This window comes from Streptomyces sp. NPDC096136 (genome assembly GCF_044763325.1).
In the GTDB taxonomy this organism is placed as follows: Bacteria; Actinomycetota; Actinomycetes; order Streptomycetales; family Streptomycetaceae; genus Streptomyces.
In genome coordinates, this window is sequence record NZ_JBIWFZ010000008.1 from 35,469 (window position 1) to 54,538 (window position 19,070).

Consider the following 19,070-nt stretch of genomic DNA (forward strand, 5'->3'; position numbering starts at 1 on the left):
CGCCCCGCCGGACACGGCGGAAGGGGCGCCCCCGGCCGGGGGCGCCCCTTCCGCTCGCGGTCCGTGCGACCGCCTACTTCTTGCCCGCCGCGGCGCGGAGCTTCCACGGCATCGCGATGGACTCCAGCTGCACGGCCAGGTTCATCTTCGACTCGCCGACGGTGCGGTCCTCGAAGTGGATCGGGACCTCCATCACCTGGAAGTTGCGGCGCAGGGCCTTGTACTTCATCTCCACCTGGAAGCTGTAGCCGGCGCTGCCGATCGACGCGAGGTCGATCGCCTTCAGCGCGGCCGCGCTCCACAGGTTGAAGCCGCCCGTGATGTCGCGGACGCGGGTGCCGAGGATGGTGCTCGCGTAGGCGTTGGCCCAGCGGGAGAGCAGCTTGCGGTGCGCGCCCCAGGCGTTGGACAGGGTGCCGCCCGGCACGTAGCGGGAGCCCACGACGAGGCCGGCGCCGGTGGAGCGGGCCACGCCCAGCATCTCGGCGATCTTGCCGGCCGGGTGGGAGCCGTCCGCGTCCATCTGGAGCACGTACTCGGCGCCGTCCTCGACGGCCTTGGCCATGCCGGCCGCGTAGGCGCGGCCGAGGCCGTCCTTCGCGGTGCGGTGCAGGACCGACATGCGCGGCTTGCCGTCCTCGGTGAGGTAGCCCTCCGCGAGCTCGTCGGCGATCTTGCCGGTGCCGTCGGGCGAGGAGTCGTCGACGATCAGCAGGCGCAGGCCCGGCTGGTCGAGACCCATGAGCAGCTCCACCATGCCCGGGAGGTTGCCCGCCTCGTTGTAGGTCGGCATGACCACGGTGAGGGGGGTGTGCGCCCAGGTGTCGGGGAGCTTGGTGGTGGCAACGTCGGTCTTGCGGGGAGTCTGCTGCTCGCCTATCACAGGGTTATGCCTCACTGAAGTTGGTCACCGGTCGGAGGAGAAGCGGACGGCTGCGTCGGGCAGTTCGGCCTCGCACCACACCCGCACCCCCGCGCGAAGTTCGTTGTCAGCCCCTACGACGGCACCGTCACCGATGACGGCACCGGTCACGACGGTGCGCGAACCCACCGAGGCGCCGGCGCCGATGAGGCTGGCGTTCACCACCGTGTCCGCGCCGAGGATCGCGCCGTCCAGCACGATGGAGCCCTGGACGACAGCGCCCGATTCGATCCGGGCGCCGGCACCCACCACGGTACCGCCCGTCAGCTTGGCGCCTTCCGCCACCTGGGCACCGGGGAGGACGAGGGCCTCGCCGCGGGGGCCGGGGACGGCCGGGGAGGAGACGATGCCGCGCACGAGGTCGGCGGAGGCCTGGACGAAGGACTCCGGCTTGCCGAGGTCCAGCCAGTAGGTGTCCTCGGTGACGCCGTGCAGCTTGGCACCGGAGGCCAGGAGGCCGGGGAAGGTCTCGCGCTCGACGGATACCGGCCGGCCGGCCGGAATGGAGTCGATCACGCTGCGGCGGAAGACGTAGCAGCCGGCGTTGATCTGGTCGGTGATGATCTCTTCGGGGGTCTCGGGCTTCTCGGTGAAGGCCAGCACCCGCCCGTCGGCGTCGGTCGGGACCAGGCCGAAGGCGCGGGGGTCCTCGACGCGCACGAGGTGGAGGGAGACGTCGGCGTCGGCCGCCTGGTGCGACTCGACCAGGCCGGCGATGTCGAGGCCGGTCAGGATGTCGCCGTTGAAGACGAGGACGGGGGAGTCCGGGCCGCCGGTCAGGCGCTGGGCGGCGTTGCGGATGGCGCCACCGGTGCCGAGGGGCTCGTCCTCGACGACGTACTCGAGGGTGATGCCGAAGTCGGATCCGTCGCCGAAGTAGGGCTCGAAGACCTCGGCGAGGTAGCAGGTGGCCATCACGATGTGCGTGACACCGGCGGCGGCGGCCCTGGCTATCTGGTGGGCGAGGAACGGGACGCCCGCTGCCGGAACCATCGGCTTGGGGGTGTTCACCGTCACGGGGCGCAGACGCGTCCCCTGCCCGCCGACCAGCAGGATCGCTTCCGTCATTTTGTTCTCTCCCCAACCGGTTCAGGCGTACGAAGCTTCAAAGTTAGCCCATCCTGCACGGTGCAAAGCCCGGTGGAGCCCCGCCCGGCCCGCCTCCGGCAACGTTCCGGTTACGGCGGGTTGCGCACGATGCGGGTACAAGGCCCCCGGCCCGTCCCCTATATACGGGCCCCACGCACCGCTGCGGGGCGAAGAGCCCCTGCTCAGCCCCGGAACCCGGGCCGCCGGATCCACCGCCTCCCGGCACCCCGCCGGCCGGCCCGGTCCGTGCCCCCTCCCACGGCAGCACGCCCCCCACCAGCGGCGCACACGGCGGGCGGCCCCACCCGCTGGATCGGAATCGTTACAAAGGAACCCTTCGCATTCATCGCCCGGACGCCCGCGGTCCGCGGTCGGGCGCAAGCACGACAAGGCCCGCGGCTTGATGCCGGGGGCCTTGTCGTTGGGATGGAGCGGGTCGGGCGCGTTACGGCAGGTTGCGGGCCATGACGATCCGCTGGACCTGGTTCGTGCCTTCGTGGATCTGGGTGCTTTACGGCACATCCGCCGCTGACCTGCACGGACACCCCCTCTGTAGGGGGTGTCCCCAGGATTCCCCCATGATCACCGGCCTGTCTCTCCTGGTCAGGCCGCTTCGGTGTCTGCCACCCGTCCTACGGGGCTCCGGCGGCCCCCTTGACGTCCCAGCGGTGCAGGGATGACGCTCGTGCAAGTTGGCGTAAGCCACTCGACGCCGGAGGCAGTCATGGCACTACGGTTCATCGGGATCGATCCAGACACCGGGCAGCAGGGCTCCCCCACCGTATGGGTGGACGAGGAAAAGGCGGAGCTGGTGCTCCAGGGCTGGAAGCCAGACGAAAAGCTAGAGGCGGAGTGCGCCGCGTTCGAGGCTCCCGGCCACGCTCCGGGCATCCCTCCGCACGAAGCCGTGATTCGGATTCCGGCCCGTATGGTGCCGATGCTCAGGAAGGCGTGCGATGTCGCAGAACGAGCCGGGCTTTAACGAGCTGCTGGCAGCAGCCAAGCACTCGGCGGTGCACCTCGAGCTGCGTGACTCGTACGGCGTCGGGGATGAGGCCGAGGACTTCGAGACCTGGAAGCGCACAGGGCAGCGAGACATCGACCCGGCGTCCGCCTACTGGACGCCGTGGGTTGATTTGATTCGCAGCACCGTGGCCCGAGGTGTGACCGTCCGCCGTGCCCGCGTCGTATCGGAACCGGTAACGGATTACATCCGGTACGAACACGCCGGCACCGTGGTCAACCTTCACGCCGGGGAGCAGGTCCGCTGGCTGCCCAGGCGGCAGGCTTCGGATATCGCGCTTCCCGGAAACGACTGTTGGGTGTTCGACGGAGAGATCGTGCTCTTCAACCACTTCTCCGGGGACGGGAACTGGTCCGAGCCTGGCTGGGAGGTTCGTTCCGAGCCCGCCGTGGCACGACTGGCCTCGACTGCGTTCGAGGCAGTCTGGGAGCGCGGTATCCCGCACGAGAAGTACACGGTCTGACCTGACGGAAAACGAAGAGCCCACTCATGTCTGCGTCCCCCTCCTCCAGCGCCCAGGCCGCCCGTGAAGCCATCGCCGCCCGCCTCGGGGGCCTACGTAAAGACGCGGAGCTAACCGGGCATGAGTTGGCTCTTCGGTGTGGCTGGAGTCCCGCGAAGTCATCACGCATCGAGCGGGCCAAGACTCCTGCGTCGGCCGCCGACATCCGCGCCTGGTGCAAAGCCTGCGGAGCAGAAGACCAGACAGACGACCTGATCGCGGCGAACCGGCAAGCCGACCAGATGTACGTCCACTGGCAGAAGCTGCACCGGCACGGCATGCGCCGGGCGCAGGAGGAGGTCGTCCCCCTATACGAGCAGACCCGCCATTTCCGCGTGTACTGCTCGAACGTGGTGCCGGGCATGCTCCAGACCGAGGCGTACGCGGCAGCTCTGCTATCAACCATCGCCGCCTTTCAAGGCACCCCTGACGACTCGCAGACGGCGGCAGCATCCAGAATCGAACGCTCACACGTGCTCCATGACGGCAACCACCGCTTCGCTCTGCTGCTGGAAGAAACGGTGCTCCGCTATCGCATTGGCGACGCTGCCGCCATGGCTGGACAGCTCGGCTACCTGCTGACTGTCATGGCGCTTCCGAACGTGAGCCTCGGGGTAATCCCATTCACGGCCCAGCGGCTTGTCTGGCCCCTGGAAGCCTTCTATCTCTTCGACGGCCGCCAAGCGAGCGTGGAGCTACTCACGGCCGCAGTGAACGTCACGGCACCCAGCGAGGTTGCCACGTACGCCAAGGCGTTCTCCGAGCTGTCCAAGCTCGCTGTCTACGGTGCACCCGCCCGGGCTCTGATCTCGGATGCGATCACGTCGCTCGGTTAGTTCGCGTGCAAGCTCGTGCAAGACCGTGGCCCGCTCCGTTCCCTGCTTCTAGGGTCATTCCATCGACCTCGAAGGCGATCGGGAGGGCGCGGCGTGATGAAGACGGAACCGAATCGGTGGCAGGAAACACCGGTGGTGCTGCCGATGCGGGCGGAACGGCCTCGGCCTCGGCCCGTACGGGGTTGCCCGGAGTGCGCCCGGCTGGGCCAGCTTCGGAAGGCGGCGGAGCTGGAGGGCGACGGCACGACGGTGGCCGACTGCAACATCCTGCTCCGGATACACGGGACCGGGCACTGATGGACATGCAGACGTGGAGAGACGCGAGGACTCAGGCTACGAACGCGGCGGAGTCCATACGCGCGGCGCTCGCCGCCCTGGGAGTGCCCGAGAGCGCCTGGGGCAGCGCCCGGCCCGTGGTGACGCACAACGGGCATGCGTACGTGCACCTGGGCATGATCCGGGCTGATGCGGTCGAGCAGATCGCAGAGGCGCTGCGAGTGCCCTCGGCTCCCTGAGCCAATCACAGGATCCTGTCACCGCTGCCCTCCCGGCGGGAGGCAGGTAGTCCCCCGATCGACAAGCCGTTGAGCAGAGACAGGACGTGTCTCGCCTGGGTTGACGTGCCCAGGCTCCGGCCCGGTCCGCCCCCTGACTGGGGTGCCGCCCTGGGCGGTGAGGGCAACCGCTTCGGCCCCAGGGAAGCCGAAGCACCCATTGGAGACTTCCGTCCGTCGCGGGCGGGGGACGGCCGGCTCTCGTTCGGCCGTACAGCAGATCAGGAAGGGCACGACGATGACCGACCTGTACGGGCTCCCCATCGAGGGAGCCGAGTTCTCGAAGGCGTGCGGCGGCAGCACGCACCCGGACGGCGAGGCGTGCGTGACGCTCGCCAAGATCGGCCCGGACGCGTGGGCCATGGGTGACAGCAAGCGGCCGGGCGCTGAGCCGCTGCGGTTCATCACGGCGGAGCTGAACGCGGCGGGCATCGACCCCGCGCGGTTCGACCTCTCCGCCTGATCCCTGAGCACCACTTGACTGGCGGCCCCGCCCACACGCCGACGGGCGGGGCCGTCGCCATTCCCCGAAACGGAGCGGCAGTGCACCACCACGGTTACGCATGGGTCGGAGAAAAGAAGGCGTTCGACAACGAGAGCATCCGGCGACCACCGCCGGAGCACGCACCGCCCGTGGGTATCGACGAGGCGTTGACGGAGCGCTACCGCAACGCGGTGGCCGACTTCCCAGCAACGGGCGTCCCTCCGATCCAAACCGCTCACTGGCTGACGAAACCGGCCTCCCAGGTGCGGGGCACCTGGGAGGAGCCGAAGGAGGCTGGGGAATGGCTCGGGCTCCAGTTGGCGGAGTTCGCACCCCGGTTCGCATCGGAGGCCGATCGGGAAGTGACTCGGCTGGTCCTGTTGGTGAAGGCTGCGGTGGAACGGCTGACCTGGGGTGGGGACGTGTCCCCGGGGCACTACCTCAACGGCACCGTCTTCCATTCGGTCGCGCTGGTGTCCTGCTCCCCGAACCGTTCCAGTCCCGAACTGTCCTGCCCTCTGGAGTAAGGGCTTGCCATGGAGTCCAGTACCGCCTTGGCTTTGTCGGTCACCTCTCCCCCGGCCTTGCCCGCCAGGGTGCCCAGGTAGCCGTCCCGCCGCGCCTTCTTCAGGTGGTCCTTGATCGTCTCTGGGCGACGCTCGATCAGTCGGGCAAGCCACGGAACCGGCGCCGGGGCCCCGCTCTCGGCCATGGCGGCGTACGCCGCAGCGAGCATTGCCAGGTATCGCTCCGAGACGCCTTCAGCCGCCAGGAGGCGGCCAGCAGCCTCCGCCGAGGCGTCCAGCGTCCGCGTGACGTCCTCAAGGGTCTGTTGGGCCTTCGGCGCCATCTTGGCCAAGTTCATCGCAGCCGCGATGTCGAGCCTGCGGAGCACGGTCGTGGAGATGCCGCGCACGACATCGCGGGGCTCGGCGTCATCGGCCGGCTCCACCGTCATGCGCTGTGGGCCTCCCGTAATCGGCCCCACAGGCCACCACATCCGGATCACCCAACCCCCTTGCTGCTGGGTGATCTCGAATCCGCTCTCGTCTGCTCGCACACCCCGACCATACACCACTCGGAGTGGTCCACCCCGTGTTGACAACCCAGGGTGGACCGTGTGCAGACTGAAGCCAGGGGCTGGCCACGGCAGTGGGGGCGGGCCCATCCACGACGAGAAGGGCCGGCTCAGACGTGGCAAGGGCATGGGTAGCGCGATCCAAGGACGACCCGAGGAAGCGGACGACGTTCTGGTACGACCAGGACGGAAAGCAGCGGCAGAAGTCGTTCGAGACCAAGAAGCGCGCCGACGACCACCGGAAGCGGAAGGAGCAGGAGCTAGACGCCGGGACCTACCTGGACGACAAGCTGGGGAAGCAGCCCGTGACGGCGGTCTGGGAGCAGTGGACCAATCAAAGGAAACTGGAGAACAGCACCAAAAAGCAGTACCGCTCGATCCAGAACACAACCCTGGAACCGTTCTTCAAGGCCCGCTCCATCGTGTCCCTGAAGGTCGCGGACATCGAGCAGTGGATGTTGTGGATGGAGCAGGATCGGAAGCTGTCGGCCCGGACCCGGCGCCAGCGGTTCTCGTTCTTCTCCGGAATGATGGATTGGGCTGTCGTCAACGAGATCATCGGGCGCAACCCGTGCAAGAAGATCAGGCATGCGGGCAGCCGTGCCAAGGAGATTCGCGAGCACAAGACCAACGCCCGGCGGCTGACGACTCGGGAAGTCCTGGCGATGCTCAACGCGGCCCCGCCCCGGTACCGGGCGATGCTGTGGCTCATGGCGGGGTGCGGCCTGCGGATCGGAGAGGCCATGGCGGTCTCCCGCGATCAGATCGACTTCCAGGCCGAGGTCCTGCGCGTTGACTTCCAGATCGCGGAGGACGGCGAATCCGAGTCCGGCAAGAACAGCGCTCTACAACGACGGCACATCAAGGCCCGGGACGAGGAGGAGCCTGGGCGCATCGTGCCGCTCCCGCCGAACGTGGCGTTCGAACTGCGCAGGCACATCAAGAACCACGGCATGTGGGGACCGGAGCGCCTGCTGTTCCCCAACGTGACCCGCACCGGGTACGTGTACGCCTCGTACTTCTACCGGCAGATCTGGCTGCCCGCCCTGACGAAGGGCGAGGTGCCCTACTGCAAGCCGCACTCCATGCGGCACTACTACGGATCCCGGCTGCTCTACGCGGGCGTCCCTGAGAACGACGTGGCCGACTGGATGGGGCACAGCGGCACGGACGTGCTCCGCGAGCACTACCACTACATTTTCGAGGGAGCCGAGCAGCGCGGACGCGCAGCCATCGCGACCATGCTGAGCCCCGGCGCGGACGACCCCACCGAGCGGACCGAAGTCGCCTGACCCAACCCATACGGAAGACCCCCGGCATCATGCCGGGGGCCTCGTCGTTTATACAGGTCAGCACCCGTTCCGCGCCCGATGTCCCGCCCAGGATTTCCCCAGCATGACGTCCAGGAGAGACCCGGAACGGACCGGAAGCCGATCACGGCTCCCGGAGCACCGCAGATAGCCTCTGACCTGTGAAAACCCTGCTACGGAAGGTTCCTCGCCATGACGATGCGCTGGACCTGATTCGTTCCTTCATAAATCTGGGTGATCTTCGCGTCGCGCATCATGCGCTCGACCGGGTAGTCGCGGGTGTAGCCGTAGCCGCCGAGGAGCTGGACCGCGTCGGTGGTGACCTCCATCGCGACGTCCGAGGCGAAGCACTTGGCCGCGGCGCCGAAGAAGGTGAGGTCGGAGTCGACGCGCTCCGACTTGGCGGCCGCCGCGTAGGTCAGCTGGCGGGCGGCCTCGATCTTCATGGCCATGTCCGCGAGCATGAACTGGACGCCCTGGAAGTCGCCGATCGGCTTGCCGAACTGCTTGCGCTCCTGGACGTAGCCCTTCGCGTAGTCCAGGGCCCCCTGGGCGATGCCGAGGGCCTGGGCTGCGATGGTGATGCGGGTGTGGTCGAGGGTCTTCATCGCGGTGGCGAAGCCGGTGCCCTCGGCGCCGATCATGCGGTCGGCGGGGATGCGGACGTTGTCGAGGTAGACCTCGCGCGTCGGGGAGCCCTTGATGCCGAGCTTCTTCTCCGGGGCGCCGAAGGAGACGCCCTCGTCCGACTTCTCGACGACGAAGGCCGAGATGCCCTTGGAGCGCTTCTCCGGGTCGGTGACGGCCATGACCGTGTAGTAGTCGGAGACGCCCGCGTTGGTGATCCAGCGCTTGACGCCGTTGAGCACCCAGAAGTCGCCGTCGCGGACCGCGCGGGTCTTCATGCCGGCCGCGTCGGAGCCCGCGTCGGGCTCGGAGAGGCAGTACGAGAACATCCCGTCGCCCTTGGCCAGCGGGCCGAGGTACTTGGCCTTGAGCTCCTCCGAGCCGGAGAGGATCACCGGGAGGGAGCCGAGCTTGTTCACGGCCGGGATCAGGGAGGAGGAGGCGCAGACGCGGGCCACCTCCTCGATCACGATGACCGTGGCGAGGGCGTCGGCGCCGGCGCCGCCGTAGGTCTCGGGCACGTGGACGGCGTGCAGGTCGTTGGCGACGAGGGCGTCGAGGGCCTCCTGCGGGAAGCGGGCCTCCTCGTCGACCGCGGCCGCGAACGGGAGGATCTTCGCCTCGCAGAGCGCGCGGACCGACTCGCGGAGCATGTCGTGCTCCTCGGCCGGGCGGTACAGGTCGAAGTCGGCAGAACCCGCCAAGATCTTTCACTCCCCAGGTGCGGCGCCGAGTGACGTTCCGACGGCGGTGTGCCACCGGAAGGCGTTCGGCGCGGGATGCTAACTACCGTTAAGTAACCCAAATTCTAGTTCCCGGCCCCGGCACAGCGATATGTGGCGCGTACGTGAGCTGCGTGACAGCCGGACACTCCTGGGAACGTCCCCCGAGACCGGCCCGACTATGCTCGGGGGCCGCACACGGCCCCGCACCTCTGGAGCTCCCATGGCCCCCCTCAAGATCACCGTGATCGGCACCGGCTACCTGGGCGCCACGCACGCCGCGGCCATGGCCGAGCTCGGCTTCGAGGTACTGGGGCTGGACGTGGTGCCGGAGAAGATCGAGATGCTGGCCTCGGGCCGGGTCCCCATGTACGAGCCGGGGCTGGAGGAACTGCTCGCCCGGCACGTCGCGGGGCTGCCGGGGTCCACCGGGCGGCTGCGGTTCACCCGGTCCTACGCAGAGGTCGGGGACTTCGGCGACGTGCACTTCGTGTGCGTGAACACCCCGCAGAAGCACGGCGAGTACGCCTGCGACATGAGTTTCGTGGACGCGGCCGTGGAGTCCCTGGCCCCGCACCTCACCCGGCCCGCGCTGGTGGTGGGCAAGTCCACCGTGCCGGTGGGCTCGGCCGAGCGGCTCGCCGGAAAGCTCGCCGCACTGGCTCCGGCGGGCGCGGACGTGGAGCTGGCGTGGAACCCGGAGTTCCTGCGCGAGGGCTTCGCCGTGCAGGACACCCTGCACCCCGACCGGATCGTCGTCGGCGTCCGCGGCGAGCGCGCCGAGAAGCTGCTGCGGGAGGTGTACGCGACGCCCATGGCGGAGGGGAGCCCGCTGGTGGTGACCGACTTCCCGACGGCCGAGCTGGTGAAGACCGCCGCCAACTCCTTCCTGGCGACGAAGATCTCCTTCATCAACGCCATGGCCGAGGTGTGCGAGGCGGCCGGCGGCGACGTCGTCAAGCTGGCCGAGGCCATCGGCCACGACGAGCGGATCGGCGCCAAGTTCCTGCGCGCCGGCATCGGTTTCGGCGGCGGCTGCCTGCCCAAGGACATCCGCGCCTTCATGGCCCGGGCCGGCGAGCTGGGCGCCGACCAGGCGCTGACCTTCCTGCGGGAGGTCGACTCCATCAACATGCGCCGCCGCGGCCACATGGTCGAGCTGGCCCGCGAGGCCGTGGGCGGATCGTTCCTGGGCAAGCGGGTCGCCGTGCTCGGCGCCACCTTCAAGCCCGACTCGGACGACGTGCGCGACTCCCCCGCGCTGAACGTCGCCGGGCAGATCCACCTCCAGGGCGGCCAGGTCACCGTCTACGACCCCAAGGGCATGGACAACGCGCGGCGCGTCTTCCCCACCCTCGGCTACGCCGACTCCGCGCTCGCCGCCGCCCGCGGCGCCGAGGTCGTCCTGCACCTCACCGAGTGGCGCGAGTTCCGCGAGCTCGACCCCGCCGAGCTGGGGGCGGTCGTCACGGACCGGCTCGTGCTCGACGGGCGGAACGCCCTGGACCCGCTCCGCTGGCGCGCGGCCGGGTGGACCTACCGGGCCATGGGGCGCCCGCAGGCGTAAGGGACTTGGGGGGCGCACGGGCCGACCAGGGCGTATACCGGTACCCACTTTTGAAGGATCTCAGTCAAAGAAGTGGAATAAATGACTGGGTAGACTTCGGGCCGATGACCACGACCAGCAGCCCCACAGCCCACCCCACCGCATCCGCGACGGCGGCGCCCGCCACGCGTGGCCGGTGGGGATCCTTCGAAGCAGCCATGCGAGGACGCGGCGCCCTGCTGGGCATCGCGGGCTTCTGGCTGGCCTCCAGGGCGGCGATGCTCTGGATGCTCGTCAACGACTTCTTCAGCTCGAACGTCGTCCGGGTGGAGGTCACCGCGACCTACCACAACTGGTACAACGTCCTCGTCCACTGGACGCTGCCGCACAACGACATCATGTGGCAGTACCCGCCGGCGGCCGCGGCGATCTTCCTCTCCCCGGACCTGCTGCCGTTCCTCACCTACTTCCAGGCCTTCGTCGCCCTGACGGTGCTCTGCGACGGCGTGGTCCTGCTCGGTCTGATCCGGGCGGCGCGGCGCGGCGACGGCAGCATGGCCGGTGCGCTGGTGTGGCTGGTGACGCTGCCGATGATGATGGCGACGCCGTTCGCCCGCTACGACATCCAGGTCACCCTGCTCGCGGTCTTCGCGCTGCTCGCGATGCGCCATCGTCCCCGGGTCGGCGGGGTCATCGCCGGTATCGGGGCGATGGTCAAGGTGTGGCCGCTGCTGACCCTGCTCGGCACCCCGCGCGGCAAGTCCACGCGGGACGCCTTCGTCGCGGCGGCGCTCTCCGCGGCGGCGCTGCTGGCGGTGTTCGCGCTGCTGTTCAAGGACACGCTGGGCTTCCTGGGCAACCAGGGCGACCGCGGCGTGCAGATCGAGTCGCTGGGCGGTTCGGCGCTGATGGCGGCGCGGCTGGTGGACCTGTGGCCCGGCAAGGTCAACTTCCAGTACGGGGCCTTCGAGTACGTCGGCCCGTACGTGTCGAGCATCGCGCGGGCCTCGCTGGGGCTGACCGTGGTCGGCTTCCTGCTGCTCCTGCTGTGGCGCGTGAAGGCCAACCGCTGGTCGAGCGCGACGCCGTTCGACGCCGCGCTCTGCGCGATCATGGTCTTCACGGTCACCAGCCGCGTCATCAGCCCGCAGTACATGATCTGGCTGCTGGGCCTCGCGGCCGTCTGCCTGACGTCGAAGAACACCACCCAGCGACCGATCGCCTGGCTGCTGGTCGCCGCGAACGCGCTGACCACGCTGATCTTCCCGATCTGCTACGGCTCCGACATCCTCACCAACAGCACGCTGGGCACGGTCCTGCTCTGCACGCGCAACGGCCTGCTGCTCTACGCGACGGTCTGGTCCGGCGTCCGGCTGTGGAAGGCGACCGTGCTGCCGAAGTCGGCGCTGCGGCAGCTGGAGTCGCAGGCCGCCTAGGGCGTGGGGCCCCGGTGCTGTGCGGCACGGGCGGTGAATTCCGCCTCGCGCAGCACCCGCTGGGCGTTGCCCCAGGTCAGCAGGGTGATGTCGGCTTCCGACCAGCCCCGTTCCAGTAGTTCCGCGATCAGCCGCGGGTAGCCCGAGGGGTCGGTGAGTCCGGCCGGCCTCGGGCTTCCGCGTTCGGCGCCGAAGGCGGCGCCGAGGCCGACGCCTTCCGGGCCGGCGAGGGCCCGTACGTGTTCCACGTGGTCGGCGACGGCGTGCAGGGAGTCGCCGGTGCGCTCGGTGTCGAAGGTGACCATCGCGAGGCCGCCGGCCGCGCGCAGGGCGAGCAGGACCTCGTCGGTGACGTTGTCCGGGTGCGGGTTGAGCGAGGCCGCGCCGGTGTTGGAGATGATCACCGGCGCCTTGGAGGCCGCGGTGAGCTGGCAGGCGGCGGCGGGCGTGCAGCCCGTCAGGTCGATGAGCATCGCGAGCCGGTTCGCTTCTTTGACCACCTCGTGGCCGAAGGCCGTCAGGCCCTCGTCGGCCCAGGGTGCTCCGGCGGGGGCGATGAGGCGCACGCCGAGGGCGTGGAAGGCGCGCAGTGCGCCGAGGGAGCCGGTGAGGGTGCTGCCGGGGACGGGGCCGAGGAACGAGGCGATGCGGCCCCGGTTGCGGGCGTCGGCCATGTCGTCGGCGGTCAGCGCGAGGTACAGGCTGTCGGAGTAGCGGCGCATCAGGGCGCGGGCCGCGTCGATCTGTTCGAGGGTCTCGCACACGGCCTGGGCGCAGGAGTCCGCGCGGGGCGGGCCGGGCGGCACGAGGAGGGTCCAGAACTGGGCGCCCACTCCCCCGGCGCGCAGCCGCGGGATGTCGGTGTCGACGCCCGTGTCCGGGGTGTCGATGTCGTGGTACGGGCTCTGGCGCAGGGTCCAGACGAGGGTGTTGCAGCCGTCGGCGACGGGGTGCACGGCGAGCAGCGCGGCCGCGCGGTCCAGGGATCCGCCCGCCATGAGGGGGGCGGTGACGGGGACGTCGTCGGCTCCGACACCCACGGAGTGGGGTTCATCCTGCAGGTCGGCCATGGCATTCGCTCCGGTCTCGGCGGCAGCAGGGAGACATGGGGCCACCGTGACACGGGGGGTGGCGGTGCCGCCCGGCGAATGGGGCGTTCGGGTGTACCCCGTATACGGGACGGGGGCGGGGCCGGGGTGTTCCCCCGGCCCCGCCCCCGTTCCGGCCTTGTGCGCCGGTGTCCGCGTGGGGGCTAGAGCACCGCGTTGGACGGACCTCGGGTGGCCGACAGGTCGCGGGCGACGGCTTCGGCGTCGCGCAGCGCCCGTACCGCGTTGGACCAGGTCAGCTTGGCCAGGTCGGCCCGGGACCAGCCGCGGTGCAGGAGCTCCGCGATCAGGTTCGGGTAGCCGGAGACGTCGTCCAGCCCGGCCGGGGTGAAGGCGGTGCCGTCGAAGTCGCCGCCGATGCCGATGTGGTCCACGCCGGCGACCTCGCGCATGTGGTCGAGGTGGTCGGCGACGGTGGCGGCGGTGGCCACCGGGCGCGGGCGCCCGGCTTCGAAGGCCCGGTGCAGGGCCATCGCCTCGGGGGTGGTGTCGAGGTGGTGGAAGCCGTGGGAGCGCAGGTTCTCGTCCGCGGCCAGGGTCCACTCGACGGCGGCCGGGAGGATGAACTTGGGTACGAACGTCGCCATCGCGACGCCGCCGTTGGCGGGCAGCTGGGCGAGGACGTCGTCGGGGACGTTGCGCGGGTGGTCGCAGACCGCCCGTGCCGAGGAGTGCGAGAAGATCACCGGCGCGGCGGAGACGGCGAGGGCGTCGCGCATGGTGGTGTCGGCGACGTGCGAGAGGTCGACGAGCATGCCGATGCGGTTCATCTCGCGCACCACCTCGCGGCCGAACTCCGCGAGGCCGCCGTGGCGGGGTGCGTCGGTCGCCGAGTCCGCCCAGTCGATGGTGTCGTTGTGGGTGAGCGTCAGGTACCTCACGCCCAGCCGGTGCAGGGCGCGCAGGGTGGCGAGCGAGTTGTTGATGGAGTGGCCGCCCTCGGCGCCCATGAGGGAGGCGATCCTGCCGTCGGCGCGGGCCGCTTCCATGTCGTCCGCCGTGAGCGCCCTCGCCAGGGCGCCGGGGTGGCGGTCGATGAGCTGGTCGACGGCGTCGATCTGCTCCAGGGTGGCGCTGACGGCCTCGTCGCCCGCGAAGTCGGAGCGGACGTAGACGGACCAGAACTGTGCGCCGACCCCGCCGGCCCGCATCCGGGGGATGTCGGTGTGCAGGTGCGCCGACTGGTCGCCGGCGATGTCCCGCCGGCCGAGGTCGTAGCGCACCTGCTCGCGCAGGGCCCAGGGCAGGTCGTTGTGGCCGTCGGCCACGGGGTGCTCGGCGAGGAGCTCCCGGGCCTGCGCGAGCAGGTCCGCCGCGCTCACTTGCCGAACCCGAAGGATTCCGCGCCCGCGACCTTGGCGCGCAGCCGCTTGCCCTTCTCGGTGGCCTGGTCGTTGAGCTCCTGCTGGAACTCCCGCATCCGGCCGAGCAGCTCGGGGTCGTGCGCGGCGAGCATGCGTACGGCCAGCAGGCCGGCGTTGCGGGCGCCGGCGACGGAGACGGTGGCCACGGGGACCCCGGCGGGCATCTGGACGATCGACAGGAGCGAGTCCATGCCGTCGAGGTACTTCAGCGGGACCGGCACGCCGATGACGGGCAGCGGGGTGACGGAGGCGAGCATGCCGGGCAGGTGGGCGGCCCCGCCCGCGCCGGCGATGATCGCCTTGAGGCCGCGGTCCGCGGCCTGCTCCCCGTACGCGACCATCTCGTGCGGCATCCGGTGGGCGGAGACGACGTCGACCTCGTAGGGGATCTCGAACTCGTCCAGGGCCTGGGCGGCGGCCTCCATGACCGGCCAGTCGGAGTCCGAGCCCATGACGATGCCTACGACGGGGGAGGTGCTCATTCCGTGATCGTTCCTCTGAGGTAGCCGGCTGCGTGACGTGCGCGCTCCAGCACATCGTCAAGGTCGTCGCCGTAGGTGTTGACGTGGCCGACCTTGCGGCCGTGTTTCACGTCCTTGCCGTACATGTGGATCTTGACCTGCGGGTCGTGGGCCATGCAGTGCAGGTACGCCGCGTACATGTCGGGGTAGTCCCCGCCGAGGACGTTGGCCATCACGGTCCAGCGGGCCCGGGGGCGCGGGTCGCCCAGGGGGAGGTCCAGGACCGCGCGGACGTGGTTGGCGAACTGGGAGGTGACCGCGCCGTCCTGGGTCCAGTGGCCGCTGTTGTGCGGGCGCATGGCCAGTTCGTTGACGAGGATGCGGCCGTCGGTGGTCTCGAACAGCTCCACGGCCAGGTGGCCGGTCACGTCGAGTTCCTTGGCGATGCGCAGGGCCAGGGCCTGGGCCTCGCCCGCGAGGGCTTCGGAGAGGTCGGGGGCGGGGGCGATCACCGTGTCGCAGACCCCGTCCACCTGGATGGACTCGACGACGGGGTAGGCCACGGCCTGGCCGTGCGGGGAGCGGACGATGTTGGCCGCGAGCTCGCGGACGTAATCGACCTTCTCCTCCGCGAGGACCGGGACGCCCGCCTTGAACGGGGCCTCCGCGTCCTCGGGCGTGCGGACGAACCACACGCCCTTGCCGTCGTACCCGCCGCGCACCGTCTTGAGGATGACGGGGAAGCCGCCCACCTCTTGCGCGAAGGCCGCCGCGTCCGCCGGATCGCTCACGATCCGGTGGCGGGGGCTGGGCGCGCCGATCTCGTCGAGCTTGGCGCGCATCACCCCCTTGTCTTGTGCGTGCACCAACGCGTCGGGCCCCGGCCGGACGGGGATGCCGTCCGACTCCAGGGCCCGGAGGTGCTCGGTGGGGACGTGCTCGTGATCGAAGGTGATCACGTCGCAGCCGCGCGCGAAGGCGCGCAACGTGTCCAGATCGCGATAGTCGCCGATGACGACGTCGCTCACGACCAGGGCCGCCGAGTCCTGGGGGGTGTCACTGAGGATCTTGAATCTGATGCCGAGGGGGATACCCGCCTCGTGGGTCATGCGGGCGAGCTGACCGCCGCCGACCATGCCGACTACCGGGAACGTCACCTCTCCAGGGTATCCGCCGGTATTCCGCCATACGGACGCAGGCCTGGCGCGGACCCGCCGGTCGGGCCCGGAGGCCTTGTGTGCGTTGTGTCGCAAGGGTGCCGGGGCGCGAACGGGCCCCCGGGGTGACACTTAACATGGTGGGGTTGACGGGATCGGGTGACACGCCCAGCGGGACGCTGACGGCTCACTCCGCGACCCACACGACGACTGACAGGGACTGAACCATCACATGAGCACGCCGAACGCAGTACCGCTGTCCGAGCGCTTCCGCGGCATCGCCCGGGAAGTCGTCAAGTTCGGCGCGGTCGGCGGCGCGGGCGTCCTGGTCAACTTCGGCGTCTTCAACCTGCTGCGCGCCACCACGGACCTGCAGACGGTCCGCGCGAACGTGATAGCCATCGTGGTCGCCATCATCACGAACTACGTGGGGTTCCGCTACTTCACCTACCGTGACCGCGACCTGGGCAGCCGCCGCCGCGAGATGATCCTGTTCGTGCTGTTCAGCGTGATCGGCATGGTCATCGAGAGCGGTGTCCTCTACGTCGCCACCTACGGCTTCGGCCTGGACAGCTCGCTGCAGAACAACGTCTTCAAGTTCTTCGGCATGGCGGTGGCGACGGTCTTCCGGTTCTGGTCCTACCGGACGTGGGTCTTCAAGGCCCTGCCCACGGACGCCGCGCCCTCGCTGGTCGTGGAGCAGCGCGACGGGCACGAGGCGCCCGTCGCCACCCGCACCCCGGAGCCGGCGGCCAACCAGGGCTGACGGCCGGCCGGGGGCGAGGACCGGCCGGGGCCGGCGGCCGCGCGGCCGTCACCTGACGGTCCGCTCCGGCTCCGCGCGCTCCGGGGCGGTACGGCTGAGGAAGAGCGCGAACACCGGCGGCTGACTCTGGAGGAGCTCCAGGCGGCCGCCGTCCGCTTCCGCGAGGTCCCGGGCGACGGCCAGGCCGATGCCGGTGGAGTTGCGGCCGCTGATGGCCCGCTCGAAGATCCGGTTGCCCAGGTCGGGCGGGACGCCGGGGCCCTCGTCCGTGACCTCGATGACGGCCTGGTTGCCGGTCACGCGGGTGCGCAGGGCGACCGTGCCGCCGCCGTGCATGAGCGCGTTCTCCACGAGGGTGGCCAGGACCTGGGAGACCGCACCGGGGGTGCCGACGGCCCGCATGCCGGTCTTCCCGGAGCGCACGATGGCCCGGCCGGCGCTGCGGTAGGCCGGCCGCCACTCCTCCACCTGCTGCTTGACGACCTCGTCGAGGTCGAAGGGGACGGCGGAGCCGGTGCGGGGGTCGCGGGAGTTGGTCAGCAGCCGCTCGACCACGTCCGTGAGCCGCTCCACCTGGGTGAGGGCGATGGTCGCCTCCTCCCGCACGGTCTCCAGGTCGTCGGTGACCGTGATCTCCTCCAGCCGCATCGACAGGGCGGTGAGGGGGGTGCGCAGCTGGTGCGAGGCGTCGGCGGCGAGGCGCCGCTCGGCGGTGAGCATCCGCCCGATCCGCTCGGCGCTGGAGTCGAGCACGTCGGCGACCCGGTCCAGCTCGGGGACCCCGTAGCGCTTGTGCCGGGGCCGGGGGTCGCCCGAGCCGAGCCGCTCGGCGGTCTCGGCCAGGTCGGTCAGCGGGGAGGCCAGCCGGTTGGCCTGGCGCACGGCGAGCAGGACGGCGGCGACGACGGCCAGCAGGGCCACCGCGCCGACCACGGCCAGGGTGCGCCCGACCTCCCGGGTGACGGTGGAGCGGGACTCCTCGACGACCACCACCTCGCCCTGCTCACCGCGCGCGGTGCCCCGGATGACGTTGTCCTCGATGCGGTCGCCGACCTCGACGGGCGGCTGTCCGGGGACGGTGATGCGGGCGTACGTGCCGACGTCCAGCTGTTCGGACAGCGAGCCGGCGTCGACCTTGCGGTGTTCCAGGGCGTCGGCCTCGACGACGCCCAGCAGGCGCAGCGCCTCGGAGCCGATGCGGTCCTGGGCGCTGCTGGTGATGGTCCGGGTCTCCACGATGACGAGGGAGACCCCGAACACGGCGATCACGACGAGGACCACGGCGAGCGTGGAGTTGATCAGACGGCGGCGCATGCCTAGAGCATGCCCTAACGGGCGAACGCGCTCCGTCGGCCGGCGGCGCCGGCCCGCGTCAGCTCTTCTCGAAGCGGAAGCCGACGCCCCGGACGGTGGCGATGTAGCGGGGGTTGGCGGCGTCGTCGCCCAGCTTCTTGCGCAGCCAGGAGATGTGCATGTCGAGGGTCTTGGTGGAGGACCACCAGGTGGTGTCCCAGACCTCGCGCATCAGCTGGTCGCGGGTGACGACCCGGCCGGCGTCGCGGACCAGGACGCGCAGCAGGTCGAACTCCTTGGCGGTGAGCTGGAGCTCCTCCTCCCCCATCCAGGCGCGGTGGGACTCGACGTCGATGCGCACGCCGTGGGTGGCGGGGGCCTGGGCGGCGTCGTTGGCGCCGCGCCGCAGCAGGGCCCGGACGCGGGCCAGCAGTTCGGCGAGGCGGAAGGGCTTGGTCACGTAGTCGTCGGCGCCGGCGTCCAGGCCGACCACCGTGTCCACCTCGTCGGCCCGGGCCGTCAGGACCAGGATGGGGAAGCCGTGGCCCTCGGCGCGCAGTCGCCGGGCCACCTCCAGGCCGTCCATGCCGGGCAGTCCCAGGTCCAGGACGACGAGATCGACGCCGCCCTGCAGTCCGGCCTCCAGGGCGGTGGGGCCGTCCTCCCGGACCTCGACCTCGTAGCCCTCCCGGCGCAGGGCACGGGCCAGGGGTTCCGAGATGGATGCGTCGTCCTCGGCGAGCAGTACACGCGTCATGTGGGTGATGGTAGTCCGCGGCGGGTGAAAGGA

20 protein-coding genes are annotated in these 19,070 nt (G+C 70.3%); 10 read left to right on the forward strand and 10 right to left on the reverse strand.

Annotated features, from left to right (window positions below; translation table 11 throughout):
* Window positions 1-73: 73 nt before the first annotated feature.
* On the reverse strand, window positions 74-883 hold the full coding sequence (locus tag ACIRBY_RS18540; RefSeq protein WP_042812864.1) for a polyprenol monophosphomannose synthase: 810 nt from the start codon (window positions 881-883) through the stop codon (window positions 74-76).
* Window positions 884-907: 24 nt separating this feature from the next.
* Window positions 908-1,990, reverse strand: coding sequence for a sugar phosphate nucleotidyltransferase (locus ACIRBY_RS18545; protein WP_390690452.1), 1,083 nt, complete (start codon window positions 1,988-1,990; stop codon window positions 908-910).
* Between the two features lie 745 nt (window positions 1,991-2,735).
* On the opposite strand from ACIRBY_RS18545, the gene ACIRBY_RS18550 reads away from it, so the two are divergent.
* From ACIRBY_RS18550 to ACIRBY_RS18575, 6 genes are all read left to right on the forward strand, one after another.
* The gene (locus tag ACIRBY_RS18550; protein ID WP_331798277.1) at window positions 2,736-2,993 is read left to right on the forward strand and encodes a hypothetical protein; all 258 of its coding nucleotides are present in this window, start codon (window positions 2,736-2,738) and stop codon (window positions 2,991-2,993) included.
* Window positions 2,968-3,498: a DUF6879 family protein gene (locus ACIRBY_RS18555; RefSeq protein WP_344332682.1), complete on the forward strand. Its 531-nt coding sequence runs from the start codon at window positions 2,968-2,970 to the stop codon at window positions 3,496-3,498. The genes ACIRBY_RS18550 and ACIRBY_RS18555 overlap by 26 nt, the downstream gene beginning before the upstream one ends.
* 26 nt (window positions 3,499-3,524) lie before the next feature.
* Window positions 3,525-4,373, forward strand: coding sequence for a helix-turn-helix domain-containing protein (locus ACIRBY_RS18560; RefSeq protein ID WP_403901692.1), 849 nt, complete (start codon window positions 3,525-3,527; stop codon window positions 4,371-4,373).
* A 302-nt stretch (window positions 4,374-4,675) separates the two neighbouring features.
* On the forward strand, window positions 4,676-4,888 hold the full coding sequence (locus ACIRBY_RS18565; protein WP_403901693.1) for a hypothetical protein: 213 nt from the start codon (window positions 4,676-4,678) through the stop codon (window positions 4,886-4,888).
* 277 nt (window positions 4,889-5,165) lie between these two features.
* Window positions 5,166-5,390 (forward strand): DUF397 domain-containing protein, encoded by a 225-nt coding sequence (locus ACIRBY_RS18570; protein ID WP_403901695.1) that lies wholly within the window; start codon window positions 5,166-5,168, stop codon window positions 5,388-5,390.
* 80 nt (window positions 5,391-5,470) lie between these two features.
* Window positions 5,471-5,938 (forward strand): hypothetical protein, encoded by a 468-nt coding sequence (locus tag ACIRBY_RS18575; RefSeq protein ID WP_403901696.1) that lies wholly within the window; start codon window positions 5,471-5,473, stop codon window positions 5,936-5,938.
* On the opposite strand, the gene ACIRBY_RS18580 is transcribed toward ACIRBY_RS18575, so the two are convergent.
* The gene (locus ACIRBY_RS18580) at window positions 5,848-6,471 is read right to left on the reverse strand and encodes a hypothetical protein (RefSeq protein WP_403901697.1); all 624 of its coding nucleotides are present in this window, start codon (window positions 6,469-6,471) and stop codon (window positions 5,848-5,850) included. The two genes, ACIRBY_RS18575 and ACIRBY_RS18580, sit on opposite strands and share 91 nt — an antisense overlap.
* Before the next feature lie 134 nt (window positions 6,472-6,605).
* On the opposite strand from ACIRBY_RS18580, the gene ACIRBY_RS18585 reads away from it, so the two are divergent.
* A complete protein-coding gene (locus ACIRBY_RS18585; protein WP_403901699.1) occupies window positions 6,606-7,781 on the forward strand; it encodes a tyrosine-type recombinase/integrase in 1,176 nt (391 codons plus the stop codon).
* A gap of 191 nt (window positions 7,782-7,972) precedes the next feature.
* Here ACIRBY_RS18585 and ACIRBY_RS18590 read toward each other — a convergent pair whose 3' ends face one another.
* Window positions 7,973-9,130, reverse strand: a complete 1,158-nt coding sequence (locus ACIRBY_RS18590; protein ID WP_365146144.1) for an acyl-CoA dehydrogenase family protein — start codon at window positions 9,128-9,130, stop codon at window positions 7,973-7,975.
* A gap of 241 nt (window positions 9,131-9,371) precedes the next feature.
* Here ACIRBY_RS18590 and ACIRBY_RS18595 point away from each other — a divergent pair, with 241 nt between their 5' ends.
* Together ACIRBY_RS18595 and ACIRBY_RS18600 are read left to right on the forward strand one after the other, a co-directional pair.
* Window positions 9,372-10,715 carry a UDP-glucose dehydrogenase family protein gene (locus ACIRBY_RS18595; RefSeq protein WP_403901701.1) on the forward strand — a complete coding sequence of 448 codons (1,344 nt, stop codon included), beginning with the start codon at window positions 9,372-9,374 and terminating at the stop codon, window positions 10,713-10,715.
* Between the two features lie 197 nt (window positions 10,716-10,912).
* On the forward strand, window positions 10,913-12,130 hold the full coding sequence (locus tag ACIRBY_RS18600; protein WP_403901702.1) for a glycosyltransferase 87 family protein: 1,218 nt from the start codon (window positions 10,913-10,915) through the stop codon (window positions 12,128-12,130).
* On the opposite strand, the gene ACIRBY_RS18605 is transcribed toward ACIRBY_RS18600, so the two are convergent.
* The 4 genes from ACIRBY_RS18605 to ACIRBY_RS18620 form a co-directional block, all read right to left on the reverse strand.
* Entirely contained in the window at window positions 12,127-13,200 is a 1,074-nt protein-coding gene (locus ACIRBY_RS18605; RefSeq protein WP_403901704.1) for a dipeptidase, read from the reverse strand. The genes ACIRBY_RS18600 and ACIRBY_RS18605 overlap by 4 nt on opposite strands.
* A gap of 182 nt (window positions 13,201-13,382) precedes the next feature.
* Window positions 13,383-14,561 (reverse strand): dipeptidase, encoded by a 1,179-nt coding sequence (locus tag ACIRBY_RS18610; protein ID WP_403901705.1) that lies wholly within the window; start codon window positions 14,559-14,561, stop codon window positions 13,383-13,385.
* Window positions 14,558-15,085 (reverse strand): 5-(carboxyamino)imidazole ribonucleotide mutase, encoded by a 528-nt coding sequence (gene purE / locus ACIRBY_RS18615; RefSeq protein ID WP_403901706.1) that lies wholly within the window; start codon window positions 15,083-15,085, stop codon window positions 14,558-14,560. The genes ACIRBY_RS18610 and purE overlap by 4 nt, the downstream gene beginning before the upstream one ends.
* On the reverse strand, window positions 15,082-16,221 hold the full coding sequence (locus tag ACIRBY_RS18620) for a 5-(carboxyamino)imidazole ribonucleotide synthase (RefSeq protein ID WP_403901708.1): 1,140 nt from the start codon (window positions 16,219-16,221) through the stop codon (window positions 15,082-15,084). Before ACIRBY_RS18620 ends, purE begins: the two co-directional genes overlap by 4 nt.
* 232 nt (window positions 16,222-16,453) lie before the next feature.
* Between ACIRBY_RS18620 and ACIRBY_RS18625 the strand changes: the two genes are divergently transcribed.
* Window positions 16,454-16,987, forward strand: a complete 534-nt coding sequence (locus tag ACIRBY_RS18625; RefSeq protein WP_403901709.1) for a GtrA family protein — start codon at window positions 16,454-16,456, stop codon at window positions 16,985-16,987.
* Window positions 16,988-17,035: 48 nt separating this feature from the next.
* On the opposite strand, the gene ACIRBY_RS18630 is transcribed toward ACIRBY_RS18625, so the two are convergent.
* Both ACIRBY_RS18630 and ACIRBY_RS18635 read right to left on the reverse strand, forming a co-directional pair.
* The gene (locus tag ACIRBY_RS18630; protein ID WP_403901711.1) at window positions 17,036-18,301 is read right to left on the reverse strand and encodes an ATP-binding protein; all 1,266 of its coding nucleotides are present in this window, start codon (window positions 18,299-18,301) and stop codon (window positions 17,036-17,038) included.
* A 58-nt stretch (window positions 18,302-18,359) separates the two neighbouring features.
* A complete protein-coding gene (locus ACIRBY_RS18635) occupies window positions 18,360-19,037 on the reverse strand; it encodes a response regulator transcription factor (protein ID WP_042812873.1) in 678 nt (225 codons plus the stop codon).
* Window positions 19,038-19,070 lie beyond the last annotated feature (33 nt).